The organism is Enterocloster bolteae (genome assembly GCF_002234575.2).
Taxonomy (GTDB): Bacteria; Bacillota; Clostridia; order Lachnospirales; family Lachnospiraceae; genus Enterocloster; species Enterocloster bolteae.
Genome location: NZ_CP022464.2, coordinates 4,817,623 through 4,839,981, shown reverse-complemented (window position 1 = coordinate 4,839,981; position 22,359 = coordinate 4,817,623). Strand labels below are relative to the sequence as shown.

The 22,359-nt window shown below is 51.5% G+C and carries 17 protein-coding genes; 16 read left to right on the top strand and 1 reads right to left on the bottom strand.

What is annotated here, in order from left to right; genetic code table 11:
• Window positions 1-123 precede the first annotated feature (123 nt).
• The 6 genes from CGC65_RS22340 (at window position 124) to CGC65_RS22315 (ending at window position 10,068) form a co-directional block, all read left to right on the top strand.
• Window positions 124-1,656, top strand: a complete 1,533-nt coding sequence (locus tag CGC65_RS22340) for an ABC transporter ATP-binding protein (RefSeq protein ID WP_002568544.1) — start codon at window positions 124-126, stop codon at window positions 1,654-1,656.
• The gene (locus CGC65_RS22335) at window positions 1,649-2,776 is read left to right on the top strand and encodes an ABC transporter permease (protein ID WP_002568543.1); all 1,128 of its coding nucleotides are present in this window, start codon (window positions 1,649-1,651) and stop codon (window positions 2,774-2,776) included. The genes CGC65_RS22340 and CGC65_RS22335 overlap by 8 nt, the downstream gene beginning before the upstream one ends.
• Window positions 2,777-2,788: 12 nt before the next feature.
• Window positions 2,789-3,769 carry an ABC transporter permease gene (locus tag CGC65_RS22330; RefSeq protein ID WP_002568542.1) on the top strand — a complete coding sequence of 327 codons (981 nt, stop codon included), beginning with the start codon at window positions 2,789-2,791 and terminating at the stop codon, window positions 3,767-3,769.
• Window positions 3,770-4,321: 552 nt separating this feature from the next.
• Window positions 4,322-6,037: a M20/M25/M40 family metallo-hydrolase gene (locus tag CGC65_RS22325; protein ID WP_002568541.1), complete on the top strand. Its 1,716-nt coding sequence runs from the start codon at window positions 4,322-4,324 to the stop codon at window positions 6,035-6,037.
• 103 nt (window positions 6,038-6,140) lie between these two features.
• Complete coding sequence (gene uvrA / locus CGC65_RS22320) at window positions 6,141-8,966, top strand: excinuclease ABC subunit UvrA (RefSeq protein ID WP_002568540.1); 2,826 nt, start codon at window positions 6,141-6,143, stop codon at window positions 8,964-8,966.
• 364 nt (window positions 8,967-9,330) lie between these two features.
• On the top strand, window positions 9,331-10,068 hold the full coding sequence (locus CGC65_RS22315) for a GntR family transcriptional regulator (RefSeq protein ID WP_002568539.1): 738 nt from the start codon (window positions 9,331-9,333) through the stop codon (window positions 10,066-10,068).
• A gap of 171 nt (window positions 10,069-10,239) precedes the next feature.
• On the opposite strand, the gene CGC65_RS22310 is transcribed toward CGC65_RS22315, so the two are convergent.
• Window positions 10,240-11,313, bottom strand: coding sequence for an aspartate aminotransferase family protein (locus tag CGC65_RS22310; protein ID WP_002568538.1), 1,074 nt, complete (start codon window positions 11,311-11,313; stop codon window positions 10,240-10,242).
• 324 nt (window positions 11,314-11,637) lie between these two features.
• On the opposite strand from CGC65_RS22310, the gene CGC65_RS22305 reads away from it, so the two are divergent.
• From CGC65_RS22305 to CGC65_RS22265, 10 genes are all read left to right on the top strand, one after another.
• Window positions 11,638-12,585: an ABC transporter permease gene (locus tag CGC65_RS22305; protein WP_002568537.1), complete on the top strand. Its 948-nt coding sequence runs from the start codon at window positions 11,638-11,640 to the stop codon at window positions 12,583-12,585.
• 9 nt (window positions 12,586-12,594) lie between these two features.
• Window positions 12,595-13,503 carry an ABC transporter permease gene (locus CGC65_RS22300; protein WP_002568536.1) on the top strand — a complete coding sequence of 303 codons (909 nt, stop codon included), beginning with the start codon at window positions 12,595-12,597 and terminating at the stop codon, window positions 13,501-13,503.
• 31 nt (window positions 13,504-13,534) lie between these two features.
• Window positions 13,535-14,503: an ABC transporter ATP-binding protein gene (locus CGC65_RS22295; RefSeq protein ID WP_002568535.1), complete on the top strand. Its 969-nt coding sequence runs from the start codon at window positions 13,535-13,537 to the stop codon at window positions 14,501-14,503.
• A gap of 17 nt (window positions 14,504-14,520) precedes the next feature.
• On the top strand, window positions 14,521-15,495 hold the full coding sequence (locus tag CGC65_RS22290) for an ABC transporter ATP-binding protein (protein WP_002568534.1): 975 nt from the start codon (window positions 14,521-14,523) through the stop codon (window positions 15,493-15,495).
• Between the two features lie 91 nt (window positions 15,496-15,586).
• On the top strand, window positions 15,587-17,191 hold the full coding sequence (locus CGC65_RS22285) for an ABC transporter substrate-binding protein (protein WP_002568533.1): 1,605 nt from the start codon (window positions 15,587-15,589) through the stop codon (window positions 17,189-17,191).
• A gap of 24 nt (window positions 17,192-17,215) precedes the next feature.
• Entirely contained in the window at window positions 17,216-17,977 is a 762-nt protein-coding gene (locus CGC65_RS22280; protein ID WP_002568532.1) for a creatininase family protein, read from the top strand.
• Between the two features lie 290 nt (window positions 17,978-18,267).
• The gene (locus CGC65_RS22275; RefSeq protein ID WP_002568531.1) at window positions 18,268-19,359 is read left to right on the top strand and encodes a M42 family metallopeptidase; all 1,092 of its coding nucleotides are present in this window, start codon (window positions 18,268-18,270) and stop codon (window positions 19,357-19,359) included.
• Between the two features lie 527 nt (window positions 19,360-19,886).
• The gene (guaA, locus tag CGC65_RS22270) at window positions 19,887-21,428 is read left to right on the top strand and encodes a glutamine-hydrolyzing GMP synthase (RefSeq protein WP_002568530.1); all 1,542 of its coding nucleotides are present in this window, start codon (window positions 19,887-19,889) and stop codon (window positions 21,426-21,428) included.
• A 155-nt stretch (window positions 21,429-21,583) separates the two neighbouring features.
• The gene (locus CGC65_RS32815; RefSeq protein ID WP_330369685.1) at window positions 21,584-21,736 is read left to right on the top strand and encodes a putative holin-like toxin; all 153 of its coding nucleotides are present in this window, start codon (window positions 21,584-21,586) and stop codon (window positions 21,734-21,736) included.
• A 247-nt stretch (window positions 21,737-21,983) separates the two neighbouring features.
• Window positions 21,984-22,325: an arsenate reductase family protein gene (locus CGC65_RS22265; RefSeq protein ID WP_002568528.1), complete on the top strand. Its 342-nt coding sequence runs from the start codon at window positions 21,984-21,986 to the stop codon at window positions 22,323-22,325.
• Window positions 22,326-22,359: the final 34 nt, after the last annotated feature.

Sequence of the window (22,359 nt, the reverse complement as noted above, 5' to 3'; positions counted from 1 at the left end):
GCAGATGCTATAATTTCCCGCTGGAAATTAAAGGCTGTAAAAGCGGAGCCATTCATATCTGGCTCCGCTTTTTTCCACGAGACAATGCAACAAGGCTAAATACAAAGAACGGAGGTTGGCCGGGTGAGCGAAGAATACGCAATTGAACTGAAAAATATCACAAAACGGTTCGGCAAGGTAACTGCCAACGACAAGGTATGCCTGTCTGTAAAAAGGGGGGAAATCCTGTCCGTCCTGGGTGAGAACGGAAGCGGAAAGACCACCCTTATGAACATGATTTCCGGTATCTACTACCCGGATGAAGGGCAGATATTCGTAAACGGAAAGGAGGTTACCATTCGTTCGCCTAAGGACTCCTTTGCTCTGGGTATCGGCATGATTCACCAGCATTTCAAGCTGGTGGATGTTCTGACAGCGGCTGAGAACATTATCCTGGGACTGTCAGGAAGGGAAGTGCTGGACATGAAGGCTGTGTCCGCCAAAATCAATGAGCTGACAGCCAAATACGGGTTTGAGCTGGATCCGGACCAGAAGATATACACCATGTCCGTATCCCAGAAGCAGACCGTGGAGATCGTAAAGCTTCTGTACCGCGGGGTGGATATCCTGATTCTGGACGAGCCCACAGCCGTCCTCACACCCCAGGAGACAGACAAGCTGTTTGCAGTGCTGCGCAACATGCGTGAGGCAGGCCATTCCATTATTATCATCACCCATAAGCTCCATGAGGTTCTGGCGCTGTCAGACCGGGTGTCCGTACTGCGCAAGGGCCAGTATATCGGTACGGTATATACGGCAGACGCCACCGAGGAATCCCTGACCGAGATGATGGTGGGCAAGAAGGTAAGCCTGAACATCGAGCGCCCGGATCCTATGAACCCGGAGCGCCGCCTGGTGGTGGAAGGCGTCACCTGCGTGGACAAGGAGGGAGTGACCACCCTGGACCATGCCTCCTTTACTGCTTACAGCGGGGAGATACTGGGGATTGCCGGTATCGCGGGAAGCGGCCAGAGGGAGCTTTTGGAGTCCATTGCCGGACTGGAACCCATGACGGGCGGAACCATCACCTATTATCCGCCGGAGGGCGGCGAAAAGCAGCTGTCCGGCATGAGCGCCTCAGCCATTAATAAGCTGGGGATAAAGCTTTCCTTTGTGCCGGAGGACCGTCTGGGCATGGGACTGGTAGGAGCAATGGACATGACGGACAATATGATGCTCAGGGGATATCGCAGGGGACGTTCCTTCTTTACGGACAGAAAGACGCCAAAAAACCTGGCGGAGCAGATCATAGAGGAGCTGGAAATCGTGACCCCCGGCGTCGCCACTCCGGTGCGCAAGCTGTCAGGGGGAAATGTCCAGAAGGTGCTGGTGGGAAGGGAGATTTCTTCCAATCCCAAGGTGCTTATGGTGGCCTATCCGGTCCGCGGACTGGATATCAACTCATCCTACACCATCTATCATCTCCTCAATGAGCAGAAGAAACAGGGAGCGGCCGTTATATGCGTGGGCGAGGACCTGGATGTGCTTCTGGAGCTGTGCGACCGTATCCTGGTGCTGTGCGCGGGACAGGTAAACGGTGTTGTGGACGGCAGGACAGCGACCAAGGAACAGGTGGGGCTGATGATGACCAGGACAGGAGGTGGATTAAGTGAGTAAGGAGATGACGGCAGTGTCCAACAAGGAACCTCTGATGCATATTTCCAAGAGGGATGAGATTGATATGTGGAAGGCCTGGGCCATCAGGCTGGGAGCGGTTCTCTTATCGCTGGTGGTCTGTGCAGGGGTCATCTATGCCCTGACAGGGCTTAATCCCCTGGAGGTTTATAAAGGAATCTTTGACGGGGCAGTGGGTACCAAAAGGCGTACCTGGATGACCATTCGCGATACTCTGGTGCTACTCTGTATAGCAATCGGCATCACGCCTGCATTCAAGATGCGGTTCTGGAACATCGGAGCAGAGGGACAGGTTCTGATTGGCGGCGTCACATCCGCTGCCATGATGATTTACCTGGGCAATTCACTGCCTCCCCTGGTTCTGTTTCCGCTGATGCTTTTGGGAAGCGCCCTGTCAGCCATGGTCTGGGCAGCCATCCCGGCATTTTTTAAGGCATACTGGAACACCAACGAGACACTGTTTACACTGATGATGAACTATGTGGCCATGCAGGTCATCACATACTGCATCATTTTCTGGGAGAATCCAAAGGGATCCAACTCCGTGGGAACCATCAACTCCTCCACAAAGGGGGGATGGCTTCCAAAGCTGTTCGGCCTGGAGTACGGCTGGAACCTGGTAATCGTGCTGGCGCTGACCCTGGCCATCTTCATCTACCTGAAGTACAGCAAGCAGGGATATGAGATTGCGGTAGTGGGAGAGAGCGAAAACACGGCCAGGTACGCCGGAATCAATGTGAAGAAGGTAATCATCCGCACCATGGCCCTGTCCGGCGCCATCTGCGGCATTGCAGGCTTCATCATAGTCAGCGGCGCCAGCCATACCATTTCCACCAGCACAGCGGGCGGCAGGGGATTCACGGCCATCATTGTATCCTGGCTCAGCAAGTTCAATGCATTTGCCATGGTCCTGGTGTCGTTTTTCCTGGTATTCATGCAAAAGGGAGCCGGGCAGATTGCCTCCCAGTTTAACCTGAATGAAAATGCCTCTGATGTAATAACAGGCATCATCCTCTTCTTCATCCTGGGCTGTGAATTCTTCATCAACTACAAGGTGGGAATCCGCAGCAAACGGAAAGAAGCAGGGGCAAAATTGTCATAAGGAGGCTGAAATATGGGTTTTTTAGTTATATTTATTCAGAAAGCAATCGGCCAGGGTATCGGCATCCTGTACGGAGCCCTGGGAGAAATCATGACGGAGAAATCAGGCAACCTGAATCTGGGTATTCCCGGCATGATGTATATGGGCGGCATTGCCGGACTGATCGGGGCTTTCCTGTATGAAAACGGGACAGACAATCCAAACGGTCTGGTGGGGCTTCTGATTTCCTTTGTGTGCGCCTTTGTGTGCGCTGCCCTGGGAGGACTGGTATACAGTGTACTGACCATCACGCTGCGGGCCAACCAGAACGTGACAGGTCTTGCCCTTACCACCTTTGGGGTTGGCTTCGGCAACTTCTTCGGCGGTTCCCTGGCAAAGCTGGCAGGGGGAGTGGGACAGATTTCCGTGGCAGTGACAGGCGCTGCCTATAAGACTCCTATTCCCGGACTGTCCAAGTTTGGCGTCATCGGACAGATTTTTTTCTCCTACGGATTTCTGACCTATCTGGCAGTGGCCCTGGCCCTGGCATTGGCGTTTTTCCTGGCTAAGACCAGACGTGGACTGAACCTGAGGGCTGTGGGCGAGAGTCCGGCCACGGCAGATGCGGCCGGCATCAATGTAACGGCCTACAAGTACCTGGCCACCTGCCTGGGAGGAGGCATCAGCGGCCTGGGCGGATTATACTTTGTCATGGAATACTCCGGCGGTACCTGGACCAACAACGGATTCGGCGACAGAGGCTGGCTTGCAATCGCCCTGGTCATCTTTGCACTGTGGAAACCGGTCAATGCCATCTGGGGTTCTATCCTGTTTGGCGGTCTGTACATCCTTTATCTGTATATACCTGGCCTGGACAGGGGCGCCCAGGAGATATTCAAAGCCCTTCCCTACGTGGTTACCATTGTGGTCCTGGTTATAACCAGCCTGAGAAAGAAGAGAGAATACCAGCCGCCCCAGAGCCTGGGACTTCCGTATTTCAGGGAAGAACGGTAGGGAATTGATGCCGGATACCAGGGAAGGAATCGTCATGCAGTACAGGAAACAGAGAAGCAAAGAACGAAACAGATAAGTAAAAACGAAACAGATAAGTAAAAAATAAAATTGATAAATGAGTAAGATAAAAGACCCTCCCGCAGGACGGATAGAATATCAGTATCTAACCGGCCCGGGAGGGTCTTTGCGGTTCAGTGTCACCACCGCATTTGTATTCAGGACTCCGATGTTTTTCAATGGTTTTCCCTCCGCTATATCTGAAATAAAATGAATACAGGAATTTCATGATATAAAAAAACTGCTTATAATACCCCTGTGAAAGTATTATTAACAGTCTTGCTTACCCTTACGTAATAACAAACTTGTTTTCTGCATCTACGATAGCAACCCTGTTGTTTTTTAAAACAGGGAATTTTATTTTCGTTAAAACAACCATTTTGGTACAAGGTTTTTTGTGCAGGTTATACAATGGGTATTGATATCCCGGAATGAATGGAATATACTGGGTCATATATAAAATAAAGGCAGTATTCAGGAAAAGAGGCGTTTGCTTTGTTGTTTGAAAAACAGATATATGATTACCTGCGGGGGATGGTTTCCATTCCCAGCGTGTCCAACACCCCACAGGAGAAGGAGGTTTCAGACTATATCGCAGGATGTCTGGAACGCCAGCCCTATTTTGCGAAACACCCGTCCCTCTGCGGGCAGTGCGCTCTGGAAGGCGACAGTCTGGGACGGACCGTTGTGTACGGCCTTGTGAGAGGGAAGGGAGCCGGGACGGTTGTGCTTACCGGTCATTACGACGTGGTGGACACGGACGAGTATGGACGGTTCCGCGCCCTGGCATATGATATGGAGGCATGGAAGCACATCCACGGGGAGGAACTGGAGGCGCTTAAGTCCATGCTGCCCCAGGAGGCCAGGGATGATTTGGCGTCAGGGGAGTGGCTGTTCGGCCGGGGAGTGAACGACATGAAAGGCGGGCTTTCCATTGGCCTTGCCATCATGGACTGGTTTGGACAGAAGGTGCTGGAATATCCTGAGACAACCGGAAACCTGCTCTTTGCGGCGGTGGCGGACGAGGAGGCATATTCTGCGGGGATGAGGGGAGCTGTTTCCCTGTTTACAGGGCTGCGGCAGGAATATGGGCTTACATATGACTGTCTTGTGGATTTGGAGCCCAGCTTTAATGAGGGCGGCAAGCAGCAGGTCTATATAGGGTCTGTGGGCAAAACCATGCCGGCTGTTCTTGTACAGGGCGCCAAGGCGCATGTGGTGGAATGCTTTCACGGACTGAATGCCATCGGCGTGCTGGCGGAGATGTTTATGGCCACGGAACTGGCGCCTGAATTTTCCGAGACCTTTGAGGGAGAGCATTGTCCTCCTCCCACCTGGTTTAATTTGCGGGACCGCAAGTACGGATATGATGTGTCTGTCCCCCTGCGGGCAGCCGGATATATGAGTATGCTGGGATTTTCAAAGACCACCAGCCAGGTCATGGAACGGCTGAAGGAAATGGGCCGGCGGTCCTTTGCGTCCTATATGAAGCGGATGGAGAGCCAGGAAGTCCTGGTCAGGTCGGGAAATATCCTGCCCAAGGTGGACTTGGAACACTGCGTGCTGGAGTACGGGGAGCTGGCAGAGATATGCCGGAAGAAAAAAGGATATGGGAAATGGTATCAGGACCTTTACGGAAGAATAGAGTCGGACGTGCGAACAGGTGCCATGAATTATCCCCAGGCTACGCTGGAAATGATGGATGCCATGCTGACGTTTTCGGGCATCACTTCGCCTGTCATGGTTATATCTTTTGCGCCGCCATATTATCCGGCCTTTCACAGCGACAGGCTGGGGGAGACAGATAGGGCGGGACGGACTGGAGGTATACAGGAAGGAGGTATACAGGAGGGAGGTATACAGGCAGGAGAGGGTACCCGTCTCTATAACCTGCTGCAAAAGGCGGCGGAGGACACCTGCGGTCTCTGTCTTGGAAAGCGCAATTACTGCTGCGGGATATCGGATTTAAGCTACTGCGGGGGACCGGATCGGGAGGAAATGGCCTCCTATGCGGTCAATGCCCCTCTGTGGGGAACCATGTACCGGATGGACCTGGATGCCATGGCGGATTTCAGGGTCCCCTCCCTTTTATTCGGCCCCATCGGCAAGGATGCGCACCAGATGTCGGAGCGGGTTCACGCCAGGAGTCTGCTGGAAGAGGTTCCAGTAATTTTGCAGCAATTCATCGAACAAATGTTTGCAAATGCATAGGCGATGTGCTATACTAGAGGCTGTCAGCGCTGTGTATCAGCGCTATGCAGAAAGAACATTTTTACAAGAAGCCAATTAAGATAAAAGACAAGGAGCATGTTCGATGGCAAAGCAGTACATTAAAATCCGCGGGGCGAATGAGCATAATCTGAAGGATATTTCCGTGGATATACCGAGGAACGAGCTGGTGGTCCTTACAGGACTGTCCGGTTCAGGCAAATCATCCCTGGCTTTTGACACCATTTATGCTGAGGGGCAGAGGCGTTATATGGAGTCTCTGTCTTCCTATGCCAGGCAGTTCCTGGGACAGATGGAGAAGCCGGATGTGGAGAGCATAGAGGGTCTGTCGCCGGCCATTTCCATTGACCAGAAGTCCACCAACCGGAATCCCCGTTCCACTGTGGGAACGGTTACGGAAATCTACGACTACATGAGGCTTTTATATGCCAGAATCGGTATACCCCACTGTCCAAAATGCGGCAAGGAGATACACAAACAGACCATTGACCAGATGGTGGACCAGATTATGTCCATGCCTGAACGGACCAAAATCCAGCTGCTGGCCCCTGTGGTCAGAGGGCGCAAGGGCGAGCATGTGAAGGTGCTGGACCAGGCCAGAAAGAGCGGTTATGTGAGGGTCCGCATTGACGGCAATCTCTACGAGCTCTCAGAGGAAATCCGGCTGGAGAAGAACATCAAGCACAACATTGAAATCGTGGTGGACCGTCTGATTGTAAAGGAAGGTATTGAAAAAAGGCTTACAGATTCCATAGAGACAGTCATGGCCCTGAGCGGCGGACTGATGATGGTGGATGTGAGCGGCGGTGAGCCGGTGAATTTCAGCCAGAGCTTTTCCTGTCCTGACTGTGCAGTCAGCATTGACGAGGTGGAGCCAAGGAGTTTTTCCTTCAACAATCCCTTTGGAGCCTGTCCGGAGTGTTTCGGCCTGGGGTATAAGATGGAATTTGACGAGGACCTGATGATTCCGGATAAGTCCCTGTCTATAGACCAGGGCGCAATCGTGGTCATGGGATGGCAGTCCTGTGCGGACAAGGGCAGCTTTACAAGGGCAATCCTGGAAGCGCTGTCCGAAGCTTATGATTTCAGGCTGGATACGCCCTTCCAGGATTACCCCAAGGAAATCCACGATGTGCTGTTATACGGAACCGGAGGCCGGGAGGTGAAGGTCCGCTATAAGAGTCAGAGAGGCGAGGGCGTCTATGACGTGGCGTTTGAGGGCCTGATTGAGAATGTAAACCGCCGCTACAAGGAGACTTTTTCCGAAGCGTCCAAGGCGGAATATGAGACCTATATGCGGATTACCCCCTGTCCGGTCTGTAAGGGGCAGAGGCTTAAAAAAGAGTCCCTCGCAGTTACGGTGGGCGGGATGAATATATATGAAGCCACCAACATGTCCATAGTCCGGTTTAAGGAATTCATGGACGGGCTGAAGCTGACTCCTATGCAGGAGACCATAGGCGCTTCTATTCTGAAAGAAATCAGGGCCAGGATATGCTTTCTCATTGACGTGGGTCTGGATTATCTTTCCCTGTCCCGGGCCACAGGCACTTTGTCCGGCGGTGAGGCCCAGCGCATCCGTCTGGCCACCCAGATAGGCTCCGGCCTGGTGGGAGTGGCCTATATCCTGGACGAGCCCAGCATCGGACTCCATCAGCGGGATAATGACAAGCTCCTTAAGACGCTGACCCATCTGCGGGATTTGGGCAACAGCGTATTGGTGGTGGAACATGACGAGGACACCATGCGGGCAGCGGACTGCATCGTGGACATCGGACCTGGTGCGGGAGAGCACGGCGGAAAGGTCATTGCCATGGGGACGGCCGAGGAAATCATGAAGAACCCGGATTCCATTACAGGAGCTTACTTAAGCGGGCGTGTGAAGATTCCGGTGCCTGCCGAGAGAAGAAAGCCCACGGGCTGGATTACAGTAAAGGGCGCGGCGGAGAACAATTTAAAGAACATCAATGTGGACATTCCCCTGGGAATCATGACATGTGTGACCGGCGTGTCCGGTTCCGGCAAAAGTTCCCTTGTGAATGAAATCGTTTATAAATCCCTGGCAAGGAAGTTGAACAGGGCCAGAACCATACCGGGCAGGCACAAGAGCATCGAGGGCGTGGAGCAGCTGGATAAGATTATCGACATCGACCAGTCGCCCATCGGGCGTACTCCCAGGTCCAACCCGGCTACCTACACAGGTGTATTCGACCTCATAAGGGACCTGTTCGCCTCCACTCCGGACGCCAAGGCAAAGGGGTACAGCAAGGGAAGGTTCAGCTTTAACGTAAAGGGCGGCCGGTGTGAAGCGTGCAGCGGAGACGGCATTATCAAGATTGAGATGCATTTCCTGCCGGATGTATATGTGCCCTGCGAGGTGTGCGGCGGCAAACGGTATAACCGTGAGACCCTGGATGTGAAGTACAAGGGAAAGAACATCTACGATGTGCTGAACATGACTGTGGAGGAGGCTCTTAAGTTCTTTGAAAATGTACCCTCTGTTACCAGGAAGATACAGACCCTGTATGACGTGGGACTGGGATACATCCGGCTGGGACAGCCGTCCACGGAGCTGTCCGGCGGCGAGGCCCAGAGAATCAAGCTGGCCACGGAGCTGTCCAAGAGAGGCACGGGAAAGACCATTTACATCCTGGACGAGCCCACCACCGGACTTCATTTCGCAGACGTCCATAAGCTGATTGATATACTTCACAGGCTGTCGGAGGGAGGCAACACGGTTGTGGTTATTGAGCACAATCTGGATGTAATCAAGACAGCGGATTATATCATCGACATTGGTCCGGAAGGCGGGGACAAGGGCGGAACGGTGATTGCAAAGGGAACACCGGAGGAAGTGGCCCGTTGTCCGGTATCCTATACGGGAATGTATGTAAAGAAATATCTGAATTGACAACAGTTATGACAGCAGATGCGGCCGGGAGCGGCCGGAGCGCGGCGGGGATGAGGTAGTCCCCGCCTTTTTCTAAAAAGACAGGAATCAGGTATAGAATGGAAAAAGTGTGGACAACAGACGGAATTTATAGGGAAACCAGGGATAAGGCGGCCCGCAGGAGGGCGTAGGTCTGTGCCTGTGTGGAGATGGAATGTGATGCCATAGCGGCTCCGGCTCAGTTCAGGAACCGGTCTGTCAGCCGGTCTTTTTACAGCTCGGACAATCTGGAAAATATCATGGATATTGAAAATCCTTTGACATTTGCGCAGGGCCTACGTTATAATGGACAGGTTAAAGAGCAGTGCTAGGAGCGGGGATTGTAATGGATAAGGAAAAAAAAAGAAGTCTTTCAGAGGTGGCAGCAGATTATGTGAGGGAGCAGATTCTTCAGGGAAAGCTGGCTCAGAGAGAAAAGCTGGTTGAAAATGATATAGCCGTAACGCTGGGGATGAGCCGGGGGCCGGTGCGGGATGCGCTGAAGCAGCTGATGTACGAAGGGTTTCTGGATTATGAGACCAATAAAGGGTACTCTGTCACCATGCTTTCGCCTAAGGATGCCTATGAGATATTCTTTCTGCGGGGCAACCTGGAAAACCTGGCTTTGGAGCGGTGCGGGGGCCGTCTCCTGAGCGACAGCATTTTTCTTATGGAGGATGCGGTGCTGGCCATGAAGGAGGCAGTGTCAGAGGACGACATGGGGAAAATCATCAAGTATGATGAGATATTCCATAAACAGATTTTATTATCAGGCCAGATGGAGCGTCTGACCAGTCTGTGGGAGACATTAAGCCCCTTAAACGGAGCCATGTTCTATACCATCAAGCAAATCAACGGGTATGTGTCTGAAGAACAGGTGGATTTGGACCAGGAGGACATTGCTGCCCAGGCAGGACGGCGGGGAAATAACTATCTGGAGCATAAATGGCTTTTGGAAATCCTGCAGCGGGGAAACCTGGAACAGTCCAGGAGCGCAATCAATACCCACTACATAGCCAACGGCGAGAGAATTTACCGGATCGGAATGAAGATGAAGAACCAGGAACTGTTTTATCATGTGTAATTGCGGATGCACAGGGACAAAAAATAAAAGCGGATGTGCAAAAGCGGAAATGCAGGACGTGAAGACGATTGTATCACGTTCCCGTATTTCCGCTTTTTAAATATATGTATGTGTTCGATCATGCTGCCGGTTCATACTTTTAATTCATATGCTTCCTCTATGTTTCAGCTCTTACTCTTCAGGCATCCCCTCTATCTGTCTGCATATATATTCCATATCCTCAGTTCCATATCTCTGGTCGCAGGTAAAGGACAGCACATGGCTGTAGATGTAGTCCGCGTCGCCATGGCCTTCGGTGTCCACCATGGGGCCCTGGGGCCAATAGGTGGTGGTCTTGGCGCCTTGTCCGGCCAGATAGGACTGGACCATGTCCCTGTCCTTTGCATACACGGTAAAGTGGCTGGGAACAGCGCCCTCTTTAAGAACCGGGAATATCACGGTAATCTGGGGATGTTCCGGCATATGCTCCAGAAGATACTGGTAATTGGCACGGCGTCTCTGTTTCAGCTGCTCAAAGTCATAGTGCCGGATGATGTACTCTGAATCCCGGTCGCTTCCATAGGAATCAAAGATGCGGCGCAGCATCATCTCGGCGTCCCAGAAGGTATCATTGAACTTCTGCATGGCCTGGGGGTCGGGAGTCCCTGCCTGCAGAAGCTGCTGTTTGCCTCTCATGGACATACTGCGCATGGAAAGATGGGTTTCATCAGGAGGCAGAACGGGAAGGGAAAAGCCGCCTTTCCTCTTAATAGCGAATCCGCCAGCCGGTACTCCAATCCATTTGCGCATGCTGCCCACCACATAATCGCAGTGAGGGTCAACACCGTCGGCTGAAAAGATGGAGTGGGTCGTATCCTCCACAATGATGATGCCCCGTTCGGAGCACTTCCGTATAAATTCCCTGTCGTAGCTGCAAAAGCCGTAATAGCCGCAGAGATTGACAACGCTGATGCGGTCCAGGACCCTTTCATCAAAAATGGGGGTCAAATCCCTGGATACATCGTAGAATAAAAGTTCATAGCCGGCTTTCAGAAAAGGGGCCAGGACTGTCTCGCAGGTGTAGACAGGCACATAGGCCACTTTTTTGGTGTCGGACAGGCAGATATCCTGGAGCGCATAGTAGTTGGCACATCTGCCGGACATGAAAAAGCGCAGGCTTCCTCCTGGCGGGCATAGGTTTTCCAGATAATGGTTCTCGGTTTCGGGCAGTGGTTCATATGTAAAAAATCCGCCAATCTGTTTCAAATTTTCTTACCTCCCAAACATGTGCCGGCTCCAGGATGTGTGCGCCCCAGAGAGACACTTAGATTTAATATACAGACAAGTATATCATAGATTTGAAAAAAAGCACAATAGAAATGTTGACAAAATATTTAAAGTGTAAAATTTAAACAATGATTGTTGACAATTTTGATATATTGTTTTATAATTTGAATGAAGCGAGGGAGTTTCAAATCCTAAGGCTTCTTTTTTATTATTTTGGTTTCAAACCCCTGTGCGGGGTTGTGAAATATGTATTTTGCTTCGCTGCGTTAATGCAGCAAATATACGAGGATTGGAGAGAGAAAAATGTACAAGTATGTGTTAAAAAGACTGCTTATGCTGATTCCGGTCATTATCGGCGTGACGTTCATTGTGTTTTTCATTCTGAACCTGTCACCGGGCGACCCGGCGGCAATCATCCTGGGTGACCAGGCATCAGCCGAGGCGCTGGCCATGAAGAGGGAGGAGCTGGGACTCAACGACCCTCTGCTGGTCCGTTACGGACATTATATGATTAATATGCTTCACGGGGACCTGGGCACATCCTATAAAAATAACCTGAGCGTATGGTCGCAGGTTATGGAGCGGTTTCCTAACACAGCGGTGCTGGCAGTGGCAGGTATCCTGGTAGCCATTCTGATAGGAATTCCCACGGGAATTATTTCCGCCAAGAAACAGTATTCCATGATGGATAATACAGCCATGCTGCTCTCACTGATTGGCGTGGCCATGCCTAACTTCTGGTTCGGCCTGCTGATGGTTATTCTGTTTGCGCTGACCCTGGGCTGGCTGCCTTCACAGGGAATGGGGGAGGGATTCATACCTCTCATCAAGAGCCTGGTCCTTCCGGCGGTGACGCTGGGCACAGGGGCTGCTGCCATGATTACGCGTATGACACGCTCATCCATGCTGGAGGTTATCCGTCAGGATTACATAGACACAGCCAGGGCAAAGGGGGTTTCCGATAAGAAAATAACCACCCGCCACATGCTTAAGAATGCCATGATTCCGATTATCACGGCAGTGGGCCTGCAGTTCGGCACCCTTTTGGGAGGCGCCATGCTGACAGAGACCGTATTTTCCTGGCCGGGCCTGGGACGTCTCATGGTGGATTCCATCAAGTCAAAAGATATTCCCATGGTATTGGGGTCTGTTATCTTTCTGGCAATCATGTTTACCGTGGTCAACCTGGCGGTAGACATCATATACGCCTTTGTGGACCCGAGAATTAAATCACAATACAAGAGAAAGTAGGTGCAGTTCATGGGAAAGAAACATCTGATTGCCGCGGAAGCGGAAGGCGACCAGCGCTCCCTGTGGGGCGAGGCATGGCGCAGATTCAAAAAGAACCGGCTGGCCATGATTGGCATGTATTTTATCCTGGCACTGGTCATCATAGCAATAGCAACCATCATCATTGACGCGGTTACAGGCAAATCCATTTACCTGAATTACGTGGTAAAGCAGGATCTGAGGGGACGTCTGCAGGGACCAAGCCTGGCACACCCCTTTGGGCTGGATGAGTTCGGCAGGGACATGCTGCTGCGCATGCTTTGGGCGGTCCGGTACTCCCTGTTTATGGGAACCGTGGCCATCATCATTTCATGTATCTTCGGCGGTCTCCTGGGAGCTTTCGCAGGGTATTACGGCAAGACCGCTGACAATATCATCATGAGAATTATGGACATTCTTCTGGCTATCCCGTCCATGCTTCTGGCTATCGCCATCGTGGCGGCCCTGGGGACCAGCATCACCAATGTGCTGATTGCCATTGCCATCTCCTATGTGCCCACCTTTGCCAGAACGGTCCGGGCATCGGTGCTTACGGTGAAGGACCAGGAGTTTATTGAAGCGGCCCGCTCCATTGGGTGCAGCGACTGGCGCATCATCATCAAGTACGTGATTCCCAATTCCATGGCGCCCATTATCGTGCAGGTGACCCTGGGAATCGCAGGAGCCATCCTTTCCATCGCAGGACTTTCCTTCCTGGGACTCGGCATCCAGCCGCCCACCCCTGAGTGGGGCGCAATGCTGTCCAATGCCCGAAGCTATATCCGCGACGCATGGCATGTCACCATCATCCCGGGCATGGGAATCATGCTCACCATCCTGGCCCTTAACCTGGTGGGAGACGGACTGAGAGATGCCCTTGACCCGCGTTTGAAGAGCTGACGGATGAACACTAAGAAAGGACGAGTATGACATGGCAGATAAACCATTATTGGAAGTAAAAGATCTGGTCATCCACTATGAAACGGATGACGGAGTGGTAAAGGCGCTAAACGGCGTCAATATACATATCGGCGTGGGAGAGACCCTTGGACTGGTGGGAGAGACCGGTGCGGGAAAGACCACGCTGGCAAAAGGAATTATGAGGCTGATTCCCAATCCTCCGGGCAAGATTCTGGGCGGAGAGGTGATTTTTGAGGGACAGGACCTGTTGAAGCTTTCCACCAATGGAATGGAGGCCATTCGCGGCAGGGACATTTCCATGATATTCCAGGATCCTATGACCTCCCTGAACCCGGTGCTCACGGTAGGCGAGCAGATCATGGAGGTAATCGAGAACCACAACACCAGCCTGTCCAGGCAGGAGGCCAGAAAATGGGCTGAAAACATGCTGGAAAGGGTGGGAATCCCGGCAGAGCGTTTTGGAGAGTATCCCCACCAGTTTTCAGGCGGTATGAAGCAAAGGGTGGTCATTGCAATCGCCCTGGCCTGCAACCCCAAGCTGCTCATTGCGGATGAGCCCACCACGGCTCTGGACGTTACCATACAGGCCCAGGTGCTGGAGATGATATACAAGCTTAAATCTGAAAATAACACATCCATGATCCTCATTACCCACGACCTGGGGGTGGTTGCCCAGAACTGTGATTACGTGGCAATCATCTATGCGGGGGAAGTGGTGGAATACGGAACCCTGCGGGAAATATACAAGGACACAAAACATCCGTACACGGAGGGACTCTTTGGTTCCATTCCCAGCCTGACAAGCGATGTGAAGCGGCTTCAGGCCATTGACGGCATGATGCCCGACCCCACCAAGCTGCCTGAGGGCTGCGTTTTCTGCGAGAGGTGCAAGTATGCGGTTCCTGAATGTTCCAAGACCCATCCCGGGATGGTGACTGTAGGCGGAACCCACCAGGTCCGCTGCATCCGCTACCGCTAAGAAAAGGAGATTGACATATGCAGGAACAGAAAACAGAGATATTACGTGTGGAACATCTGAAAAAATATTTTACAACCCCCAAGGGCACTCTCCATGCGGTGGACGATGTAAACTTTTCCATCCGTACCGGGGAGACACTGGGAGTGGTAGGGGAGTCCGGATGCGGAAAATCCACCATGGGAAGGGCTATCCTGAGGCTTCACGAACCCACAAGCGGCAAGGTTTATTTTGAGGGCAGGGATATCCTGGGCTACAACAAGAAGCAGCTAAAGGATTTGAGGAAGGATATGCAGATTATATTCCAGGACCCCTTTGCTTCCCTGAATCCCAGGATGACGGTCAGCGAGGCAATCATTGAACCGCTGCTGGTGCAGGGTATTTACAAGCCCAATGAAAAGGCCGCCATCACCCAGCAGGTGGAGAAGATCATGAACCTGGTGGGACTGGCCAAGCGTCTGGTAAACACATATCCCCATGAGCTGGACGGCGGCAGGCGCCAGAGAATCGGAATCGCCAGAGCGCTGGCGGTCAATCCAAAGTTCATTGTATGCGACGAGCCTGTATCGGCCCTGGACGTATCCATCCAGGCCCAGATCCTTAACCTGATGCAGGATCTGCAGGAGGAGCTGAACCTTACCTATATGTTTATTACACACGATTTGTCGGTGGTAAGGCACTTTTCCAATGACATCGTGGTCATGTATCTGGGACAGATGGTGGAGTCAGCACCTGCCAAGGCGCTGTTTAAGAATCCCATGCATCCGTACACAAAGGCGCTGCTGTCAGCCATACCGGTTCCTGATCCGGACTTTAAGATGGAGCGCATTCCGCTAAAGGGCGAGCTCACATCGCCTATCAACCCGGAGCCGGGATGCAGGTTTGCAAAGCGCTGTCCTTATGCAACGGAAGGCTGTACCAGCAATGAAATGACTTTAAAGGAAATGGAGCCGGGGCACTTTGTGAGCTGCCGTATGGTTCAGGAGCAGGGTTAAATTCCGGAGAAATCCAGGGCAGGAGCCTGTGGTCCGGTATTTATAGAGAGCAATATTGACAGAGAGAAATGTAAGAAAGAGAGGAGCTAGTATGAGAAAAACATGGAAGAAAGTCATTGCATTATCCTTAGTGGCGGCAATGGCAGTAAGTGCAGCCGGCTGTTCCAAGTCCGGACAGACCTCCACGGAAGGCGGCAGCGCTCAGACAGAGGCAGGTTCCAAGGGAGCAGAGGCAGGAGGAAGCGCCGGCGGTTCAGGGGAGTACAAGGATACGCTGGTATGGGCGCAGGGAGCGGATGTTACTTCCTTAGATCCCCATCAGGGAAAGGAGACGCCGGCTGTAGAGGTTACGGACCAGATTTTCGACACGCTGACTGTTGTTGACGCTGCGACCGGAGAGCTGCAGCCCCAGATTGCAGAGAGTTGGGATCAGAATTCCGATACATCCTACACATTCCACATCCGCCAGGGCGTGAAATTCCACGATGGTTCTGAGGTGAAGGCAGAGGATGTAAAGTTCTCCCTGGACAGGGCCATTAATTCCGCCGCTGTTTCCTACATTGTTGACTTTATCGACAAGGTAGACGTGGTAGACGATTATACAGTTAATGTAGAGCTGAAGGCGCCTTATGCACCGGCTCTGAGAAACCTTTCCGTACCATTTGCAGCCATTGTTCCAAAGGCAGTGGTGGAGGCAGACGAGGAAGCCTTCAAGCTTCATCCAATCGGTACCGGCCCATATAAGTTTGTAGAGTGGAAGCAGGGCGATTCCGTTACCCTGGAGCGCTTTGACGATTACTATGCAGGACCGGCAGAGACACAGAAGCTGGTTATGAAGGTTATCCCTGAGGCATCCCAGAGAACCATCGCCCTGGAGACAGGAGAAGTGGACCTGGCTTACGACCTGCTTCCAAATGACCTGGAGAAGGTAAGGAGCAATTCCGACCTCCAGCTGTTTGAGGCTCCATCCCTGACCTGCTACTACATTTCCATGAACATGAACAAGGCGCCATATGATGACCAGAAGGTAAGGGATGCCGTTAACTACGCCATTGACCGCCAGCTGATTATCGACACCATTGCCAGCGGATCCGGAGAGCCGGCTGACGCCATCATTGCACCGGCCGTATTCGGATACTTCAGCCCTGGCGCTTATGAGTATGACCCTGAGAAGGCAAAATCCCTTCTGGCCGAGGCCGGATATCCAAACGGATTCGAGACCAGCATCTGGGTAAATGACAACCAGACACGTGTAGAGGTATGCCAGGCTGTACAGGCCATGCTTCAGGATGTGGGAATCACCTGCAACATCGAGGTAATGGAATTCGGCAGCTTTATTTCCAGGACTTCCGCAGGGGAGCATGACATGGGATACTTTGGCTGGGTGACCTCCACCACAGACGCAGACTACACCTACTATTCACTGGAACACTCCTCACAGCAGGGAGCAGCCGGAAACCGCAGCTTCATCGGAGATCCTGAGGTAGACAAGCTCATTGAGACAGGAAGGACCAGCGCAGATGAGTCCGTGAGACTGAAAGCATATGAGGACCTGGCTGTGAAGTTAAAAGAAGTGAACAACAACGCACCTATCTACTACAGCACCATCACCGCAGGCGCCAACGCCAAGGTGGAAGGTTTCGTGATGGATCCAATCGGCTACCACAAGCTGGAGCATGTAAAGGTTGCAAAATAAGAGAAGTAAAAGGAGAGATGCATCATGAGATTATCAAAGATTACATGGCCAACAGCGGAACGGTATTTTAAGGAAAATGACATGGTCATTCTTCCAATCGGCAGTACGGAGTGCCATGGACGCCATATGCCGCTGGGAACAGACACCCTGATACCTGACAAAATCCTGGATCTGATTGAGGAGAAAAATGACAACATCCTCATCGCGCCCATGATTCCCTACGGAGCATGCCAGTCACTGGCTGATTATCCGGGAACCATCAACATTGATTCCGACGTACTGTACCAGTATGTATACCAGATTGTGGACGGGCTGTACAAGCACGGCGCGCGGAAAATTCTGGTGCTCAACGGACACGGAGGGAATATCAAGACCATCGAGCGCATCGGCCTGGAATTTGACAAGAAGGGCGCCATGGTCGTGATGCTGAACTGGTGGCTGATGGCCTGGGATATGAAGCCTGAGTGGAAGGGCGGACACGGCGGCGGCGAGGAGACAGCTGGCATCATGGCAGTTGACCCCTCACTGGTAGATATGAGCAAGATTGACCTCCCTCTGGAAATGACCAATCTCACCGAAAACCTGGTGGCTACCGGCTTCCGTACCGTGCGCTTCAAGGGTGTTGAGATTGAAATTCTCAGGAACACACCAAAGGTGACAGACAATGGATGGATTGGACCGGATCATCCAAACACTGCCACCGTGGAGTGGGGCCAGGAGATGGTACAGACCACAGCCGACTATATTCTGGATTTGATTGAGGAGCTTAAGAAGGTTTCACTGTAAGGCTTTTCCTGCGGAGACAGGGGAGGTTGGACAGAGATAGGTGAGGCAGAAATAAGTGAGGCAGATTAAGTAAGGCAGAAATAAGTAAGGCAGAAATAAACAGAGCAGAATTAGTTAGGCAGAAATAAGTTAGGCAGAAATAAATAGAGTAGAAATCAATAAAGCAGAAATAAGTTTAGAAGAAATAAGTTAAGCAGAAATAAGTTAAGCAGATGCAGTGCCGCAGGCATGGTATGGCAGGAGCGGTACCATGTGATGCGGCACTTTGCGTCTCATACCTGGAGGAAATCATGGCAAACATAAAAGAAATCGAAGCGTTGACCAATGCCTTTGGTCCCAGTGGATTTGAGGACGAGGTCATCCGGGAAGTAAAGAACTGGTGCGGGGGTTTGGACGTGGCAAATGATGCTATGTACAATGTTTACGCCACCATGAAGAAGAAAAAGGCCGGGCGCCCCGTGCTCATGCTGGACGCCCATCTGGACGAGTGCGGATTCATGGTACAGTCCATACTGGAAAACGGACTTTTAAGTATTCTGATGCTGGGAGGATTCCATCTCACCAGCCTGCCCGCCCACTCTGTCATCGTAAGGACAAGGGACGGGAAAAAGCACAGGGGAATCACCACATCCAAACCAGTTCATTTTCTGACAGCGGCTCAGAAAAACGACAACTCCCTGGCAATCGAGGATATCCTGGTGGATGTGGGTGCCAGCAGCCGGGAGGAAGTGACGGAGGTCTATGGAATCCGCCCGGGCGACCCTATTATGCCGGATGTAAGCTTTGAGTATCATAAGGAAAATGGAATTCTGTACGGCAAGGCTTTTGACAACCGTCTGGGCTGTGTGAGCATTATTGACACCATGCAGGCGCTTCGGGATGAGGCGGACCAGCTGGCAGTGGAAGTGGTAGGCGCATTTGCGGCCCAGGAGGAAGTGGGTACCAGGGGGGCCACGGTGACGGCACAGCAGGTTCAGCCTGATTTGGCCATTGTGTTTGAGGGATCACCGGCGGATGATTTCTATTTCCGTGCCGGTATTGCCCAGGGATGCTTAAGGAGCGGTGTGCAGATTCGCCACATGGACAACAGCTACATTTCCAACGTGGAATTCATACGTTTTGCCCAGGAGACAGGAGATAAGCTTGGAATCAAGTACCAGGACGCAGTGCGCCGGGGCGGCAGCACAAATGCCGGAAAAATCAGCCTCACGGGAAAGGCGGTCCCGGTACTGGTGTTAGGCATTCCGTCCAGGTATGTACACAGCCACTATAATTTCTGCGCGGAAGAAGACGTGGACGCCACTGTCAGAATGGCCGTGGAGGTAATACGCGGACTGGATGAGGAGAGGATTGCGAGGATTCTGCGGAAGGAAGTTATCTAATTAAAGGGTTTGCGGCAGAGCAGAAGATGGAGCGGAGCAGAAGATGAGGCAGTGCGGAAGATGGGGCGGAGGATGAGAGTCTGTTAAAAAGCTCCGATAAGGAGTTCCGGCAAAAAAATCTCGGCAAAAAATCATAATATAAATGCTCGTCAAATAGCCAGTAAAAAATTCTGAAAAAAGTGTCAAAATAGCTTGATATTTGTCGTTCTCTGCTTTATAATGTATTTATACGAAAGATAAAAAAGAGATTGTACTATTCTGTACAATCTCTTTCAATTTTATAGGGAATAAATATTTTTCGGTAAATTGGGTCAAGGTATATAATAAGGGCGGGTTTGGAAATGGTTTGTATCTGGTTAGACCTTTGGCACTGGCAGCAGCGGAAGCAGGCGGGTTACGCACAGCTTTCATCAGACAGGCTGCTGTGGGGTGTCGGATACAGGGTATTTTCAAACCCGTTCTAGGATACAGTTTTACTATAATTGTTTTGGTGGGAAAATCCGTAAAATAATGGAGGAACGAATCTCATGAACAGAGAGATGATTATTGTATTGGACTTTGGCGGCCAGTACAACCAGCTGATTGCACGCCGTGTCCGCGAATGCAGCGTATACTGTGAAGTGCATCCTTATGATATGAGCCTGGAGAAAATCAAGGAAATGAATCCAAAGGGAATCATTTTCACAGGCGGACCTGACGTTGTGTTTGAAGATGGGGCACCCCGCTGCTCAAAGGAGATATTTGAGCTGGGAATACCGGTTCTTGGAATCTGCTATGGTGCCCAGCTTATGAGCTACCTGCTGGATGGCGTTGTAAAGAAGGCTGTGGTCAGCGAATACGGACACACAGAAGTGGATGTGGATACTTCCTCCAAGCTGTTTGATGGCGTTTCTTCCAAGACCGTATGCTGGATGAGCCACGGCGTGTACATTGCAGAGGTGCCGGCGGGCTTCCGCATCACTGCACATACAGACTCCTGCCCGGTAGCCGGCATGGAGTGTCCGGAGAAGAATTTTTATGCGGTGCAGTTCCATCCTGAGGTGGTTCACACCAAGGAAGGCACCAGAATGCTCTCCAATTTTGTATATAATGTCTGCGGATGCTCCGGCGACTGGAAGATGGATTCCTTTGTGGATACCACCATCAAGGCTCTGAGGGAGAAGATTGGCAACGGTAAGGTGTTGTGCGCTCTGTCCGGCGGTGTGGATTCCTCTGTGGCTGCCGTCATGCTGTCCAAGGCCATTGGCAAACAGCTTACCTGCGTGTTCGTGGACCACGGTCTGTTGCGTAAGAATGAGGGAGACGAGGTAGAGGCTGTATTTGGACCAGAAGGTGCGTATGACCTGAACTTCATCCGTGTCAATGCCCAGGAACGTTTCTACGCCAGGCTGAAGGGCGTGGAAGAGCCTGAGGCAAAGCGTAAGATCATCGGCGAGGAGTTCATCCGTGTATTCGAGGAAGAGGCAAAGAAGATTGGCGCAGTGGATTACCTGGTACAGGGAACCATTTACCCGGATGTGATTGAGTCCGGCCTGGGTAAATCTGCTGTCATCAAGTCTCATCACAATGTGGGCGGACTGCCGGAGCATGTAGATTTTAAGGAACTGGTAGAGCCTTTAAGGCTGCTTTTCAAGGATGAGGTGAGAAAGGCCGGACTGGAGCTGGGTATACCTGAGTATCTGGTATTCAGACAGCCATTCCCGGGACCTGGTCTGGGCGTCAGGATTATCGGTGAGGTGACAGCTGATAAGGTCCGCATTGTACAGGACGCTGATGCGATTTACAGGGAAGAGATTGCAAAGGCCGGGGTGGACAAGAATCTGGGCCAGTATTTTGCAGCTCTGACGAATATGCGGTCTGTTGGCTGCATGGGCGATGAGAGAACCTATGATTATGCTGTTGCCCTGAGGGCTGTGCTTACATCTGATTTCATGACCGCGGAGTCAGCTCAGATTCCATGGGAAGTGCTGGGGAAGGTGACCAGCCGGATTGTGAATGAGGTTAAGGGGGTTAACCGGGTGCTGTATGATTGCACGGGGAAGCCGCCGGCTACGATTGAATTCGAATAACGTCCTAAGTTCCGGGAACCACGTATTTATGCGTGTTCCCGGGCTTTTTTATGCCTCCGTGACATTGCTGTGACATTATAACGTGTAGAGCCATTGTAGAACCAGCCTGGGAACCGCCGGTTGATTATCTGGAAATTTCCTGCTATAATGCTTTCATGAGCACCGTGTACAGGGTGGCAGCCTCCCATCTTACAAGAGAGGGGAGGTGGTGTGTTATGGGAACATATGAAATTTTAAGTCTGCTCTTTTTGGGCGGCTCGTTCCTTATCGCATTACTGACCTACATAGACAGGCATAACAAGAAATAAAAAAATGCCTACCCTGTCAGCCAACAGGATAGGCGCGTCCTCATGTAGGACGTAAATTGACTCGTAGGCTTCCACCTTGTGGGCGGTTGCTCTTTTATATGCTTATTATACATTATATTTTTAGATTTTGCAAGGCTCAGAGAAATTTCATCGGCAGGCCGCGGCTGGCGAGACAATAAACCATACCGCAAATTTCCAGGTACCCGGCCTGGAAGCATTGTTATAGTATGGAATGGAGGACTACCCAATGAATATACAAATCTTCGGAACAAAAAAATGCTTTGACACAAAGAAAGCCGAACGCTACTTCAAAGAGCGGAACATCAAATACCAATTAATCGACTTAAAAGAAAAAGGCATGAGTAAGGGGGAATACACAAGTGTGAAACAGGCCGTGGGCGGTCTGGATGTTATGTTGAATGATGATTGCAAAGATAAGGACGCACTGGCATTAATCAAGTACATTGCTGCTGAAGACCGGGATGAGAAAGTCCTGGAAAACCAGAAAGTCCTGAAGTCGCCCATTGTCAGAAATGGTAAGAAGGCTACAATTGGTTATCAGCCCGAAGTATGGAAGACATGGGATTAAACCGGATTAAATTATATGGGTCTAACTCGACTTG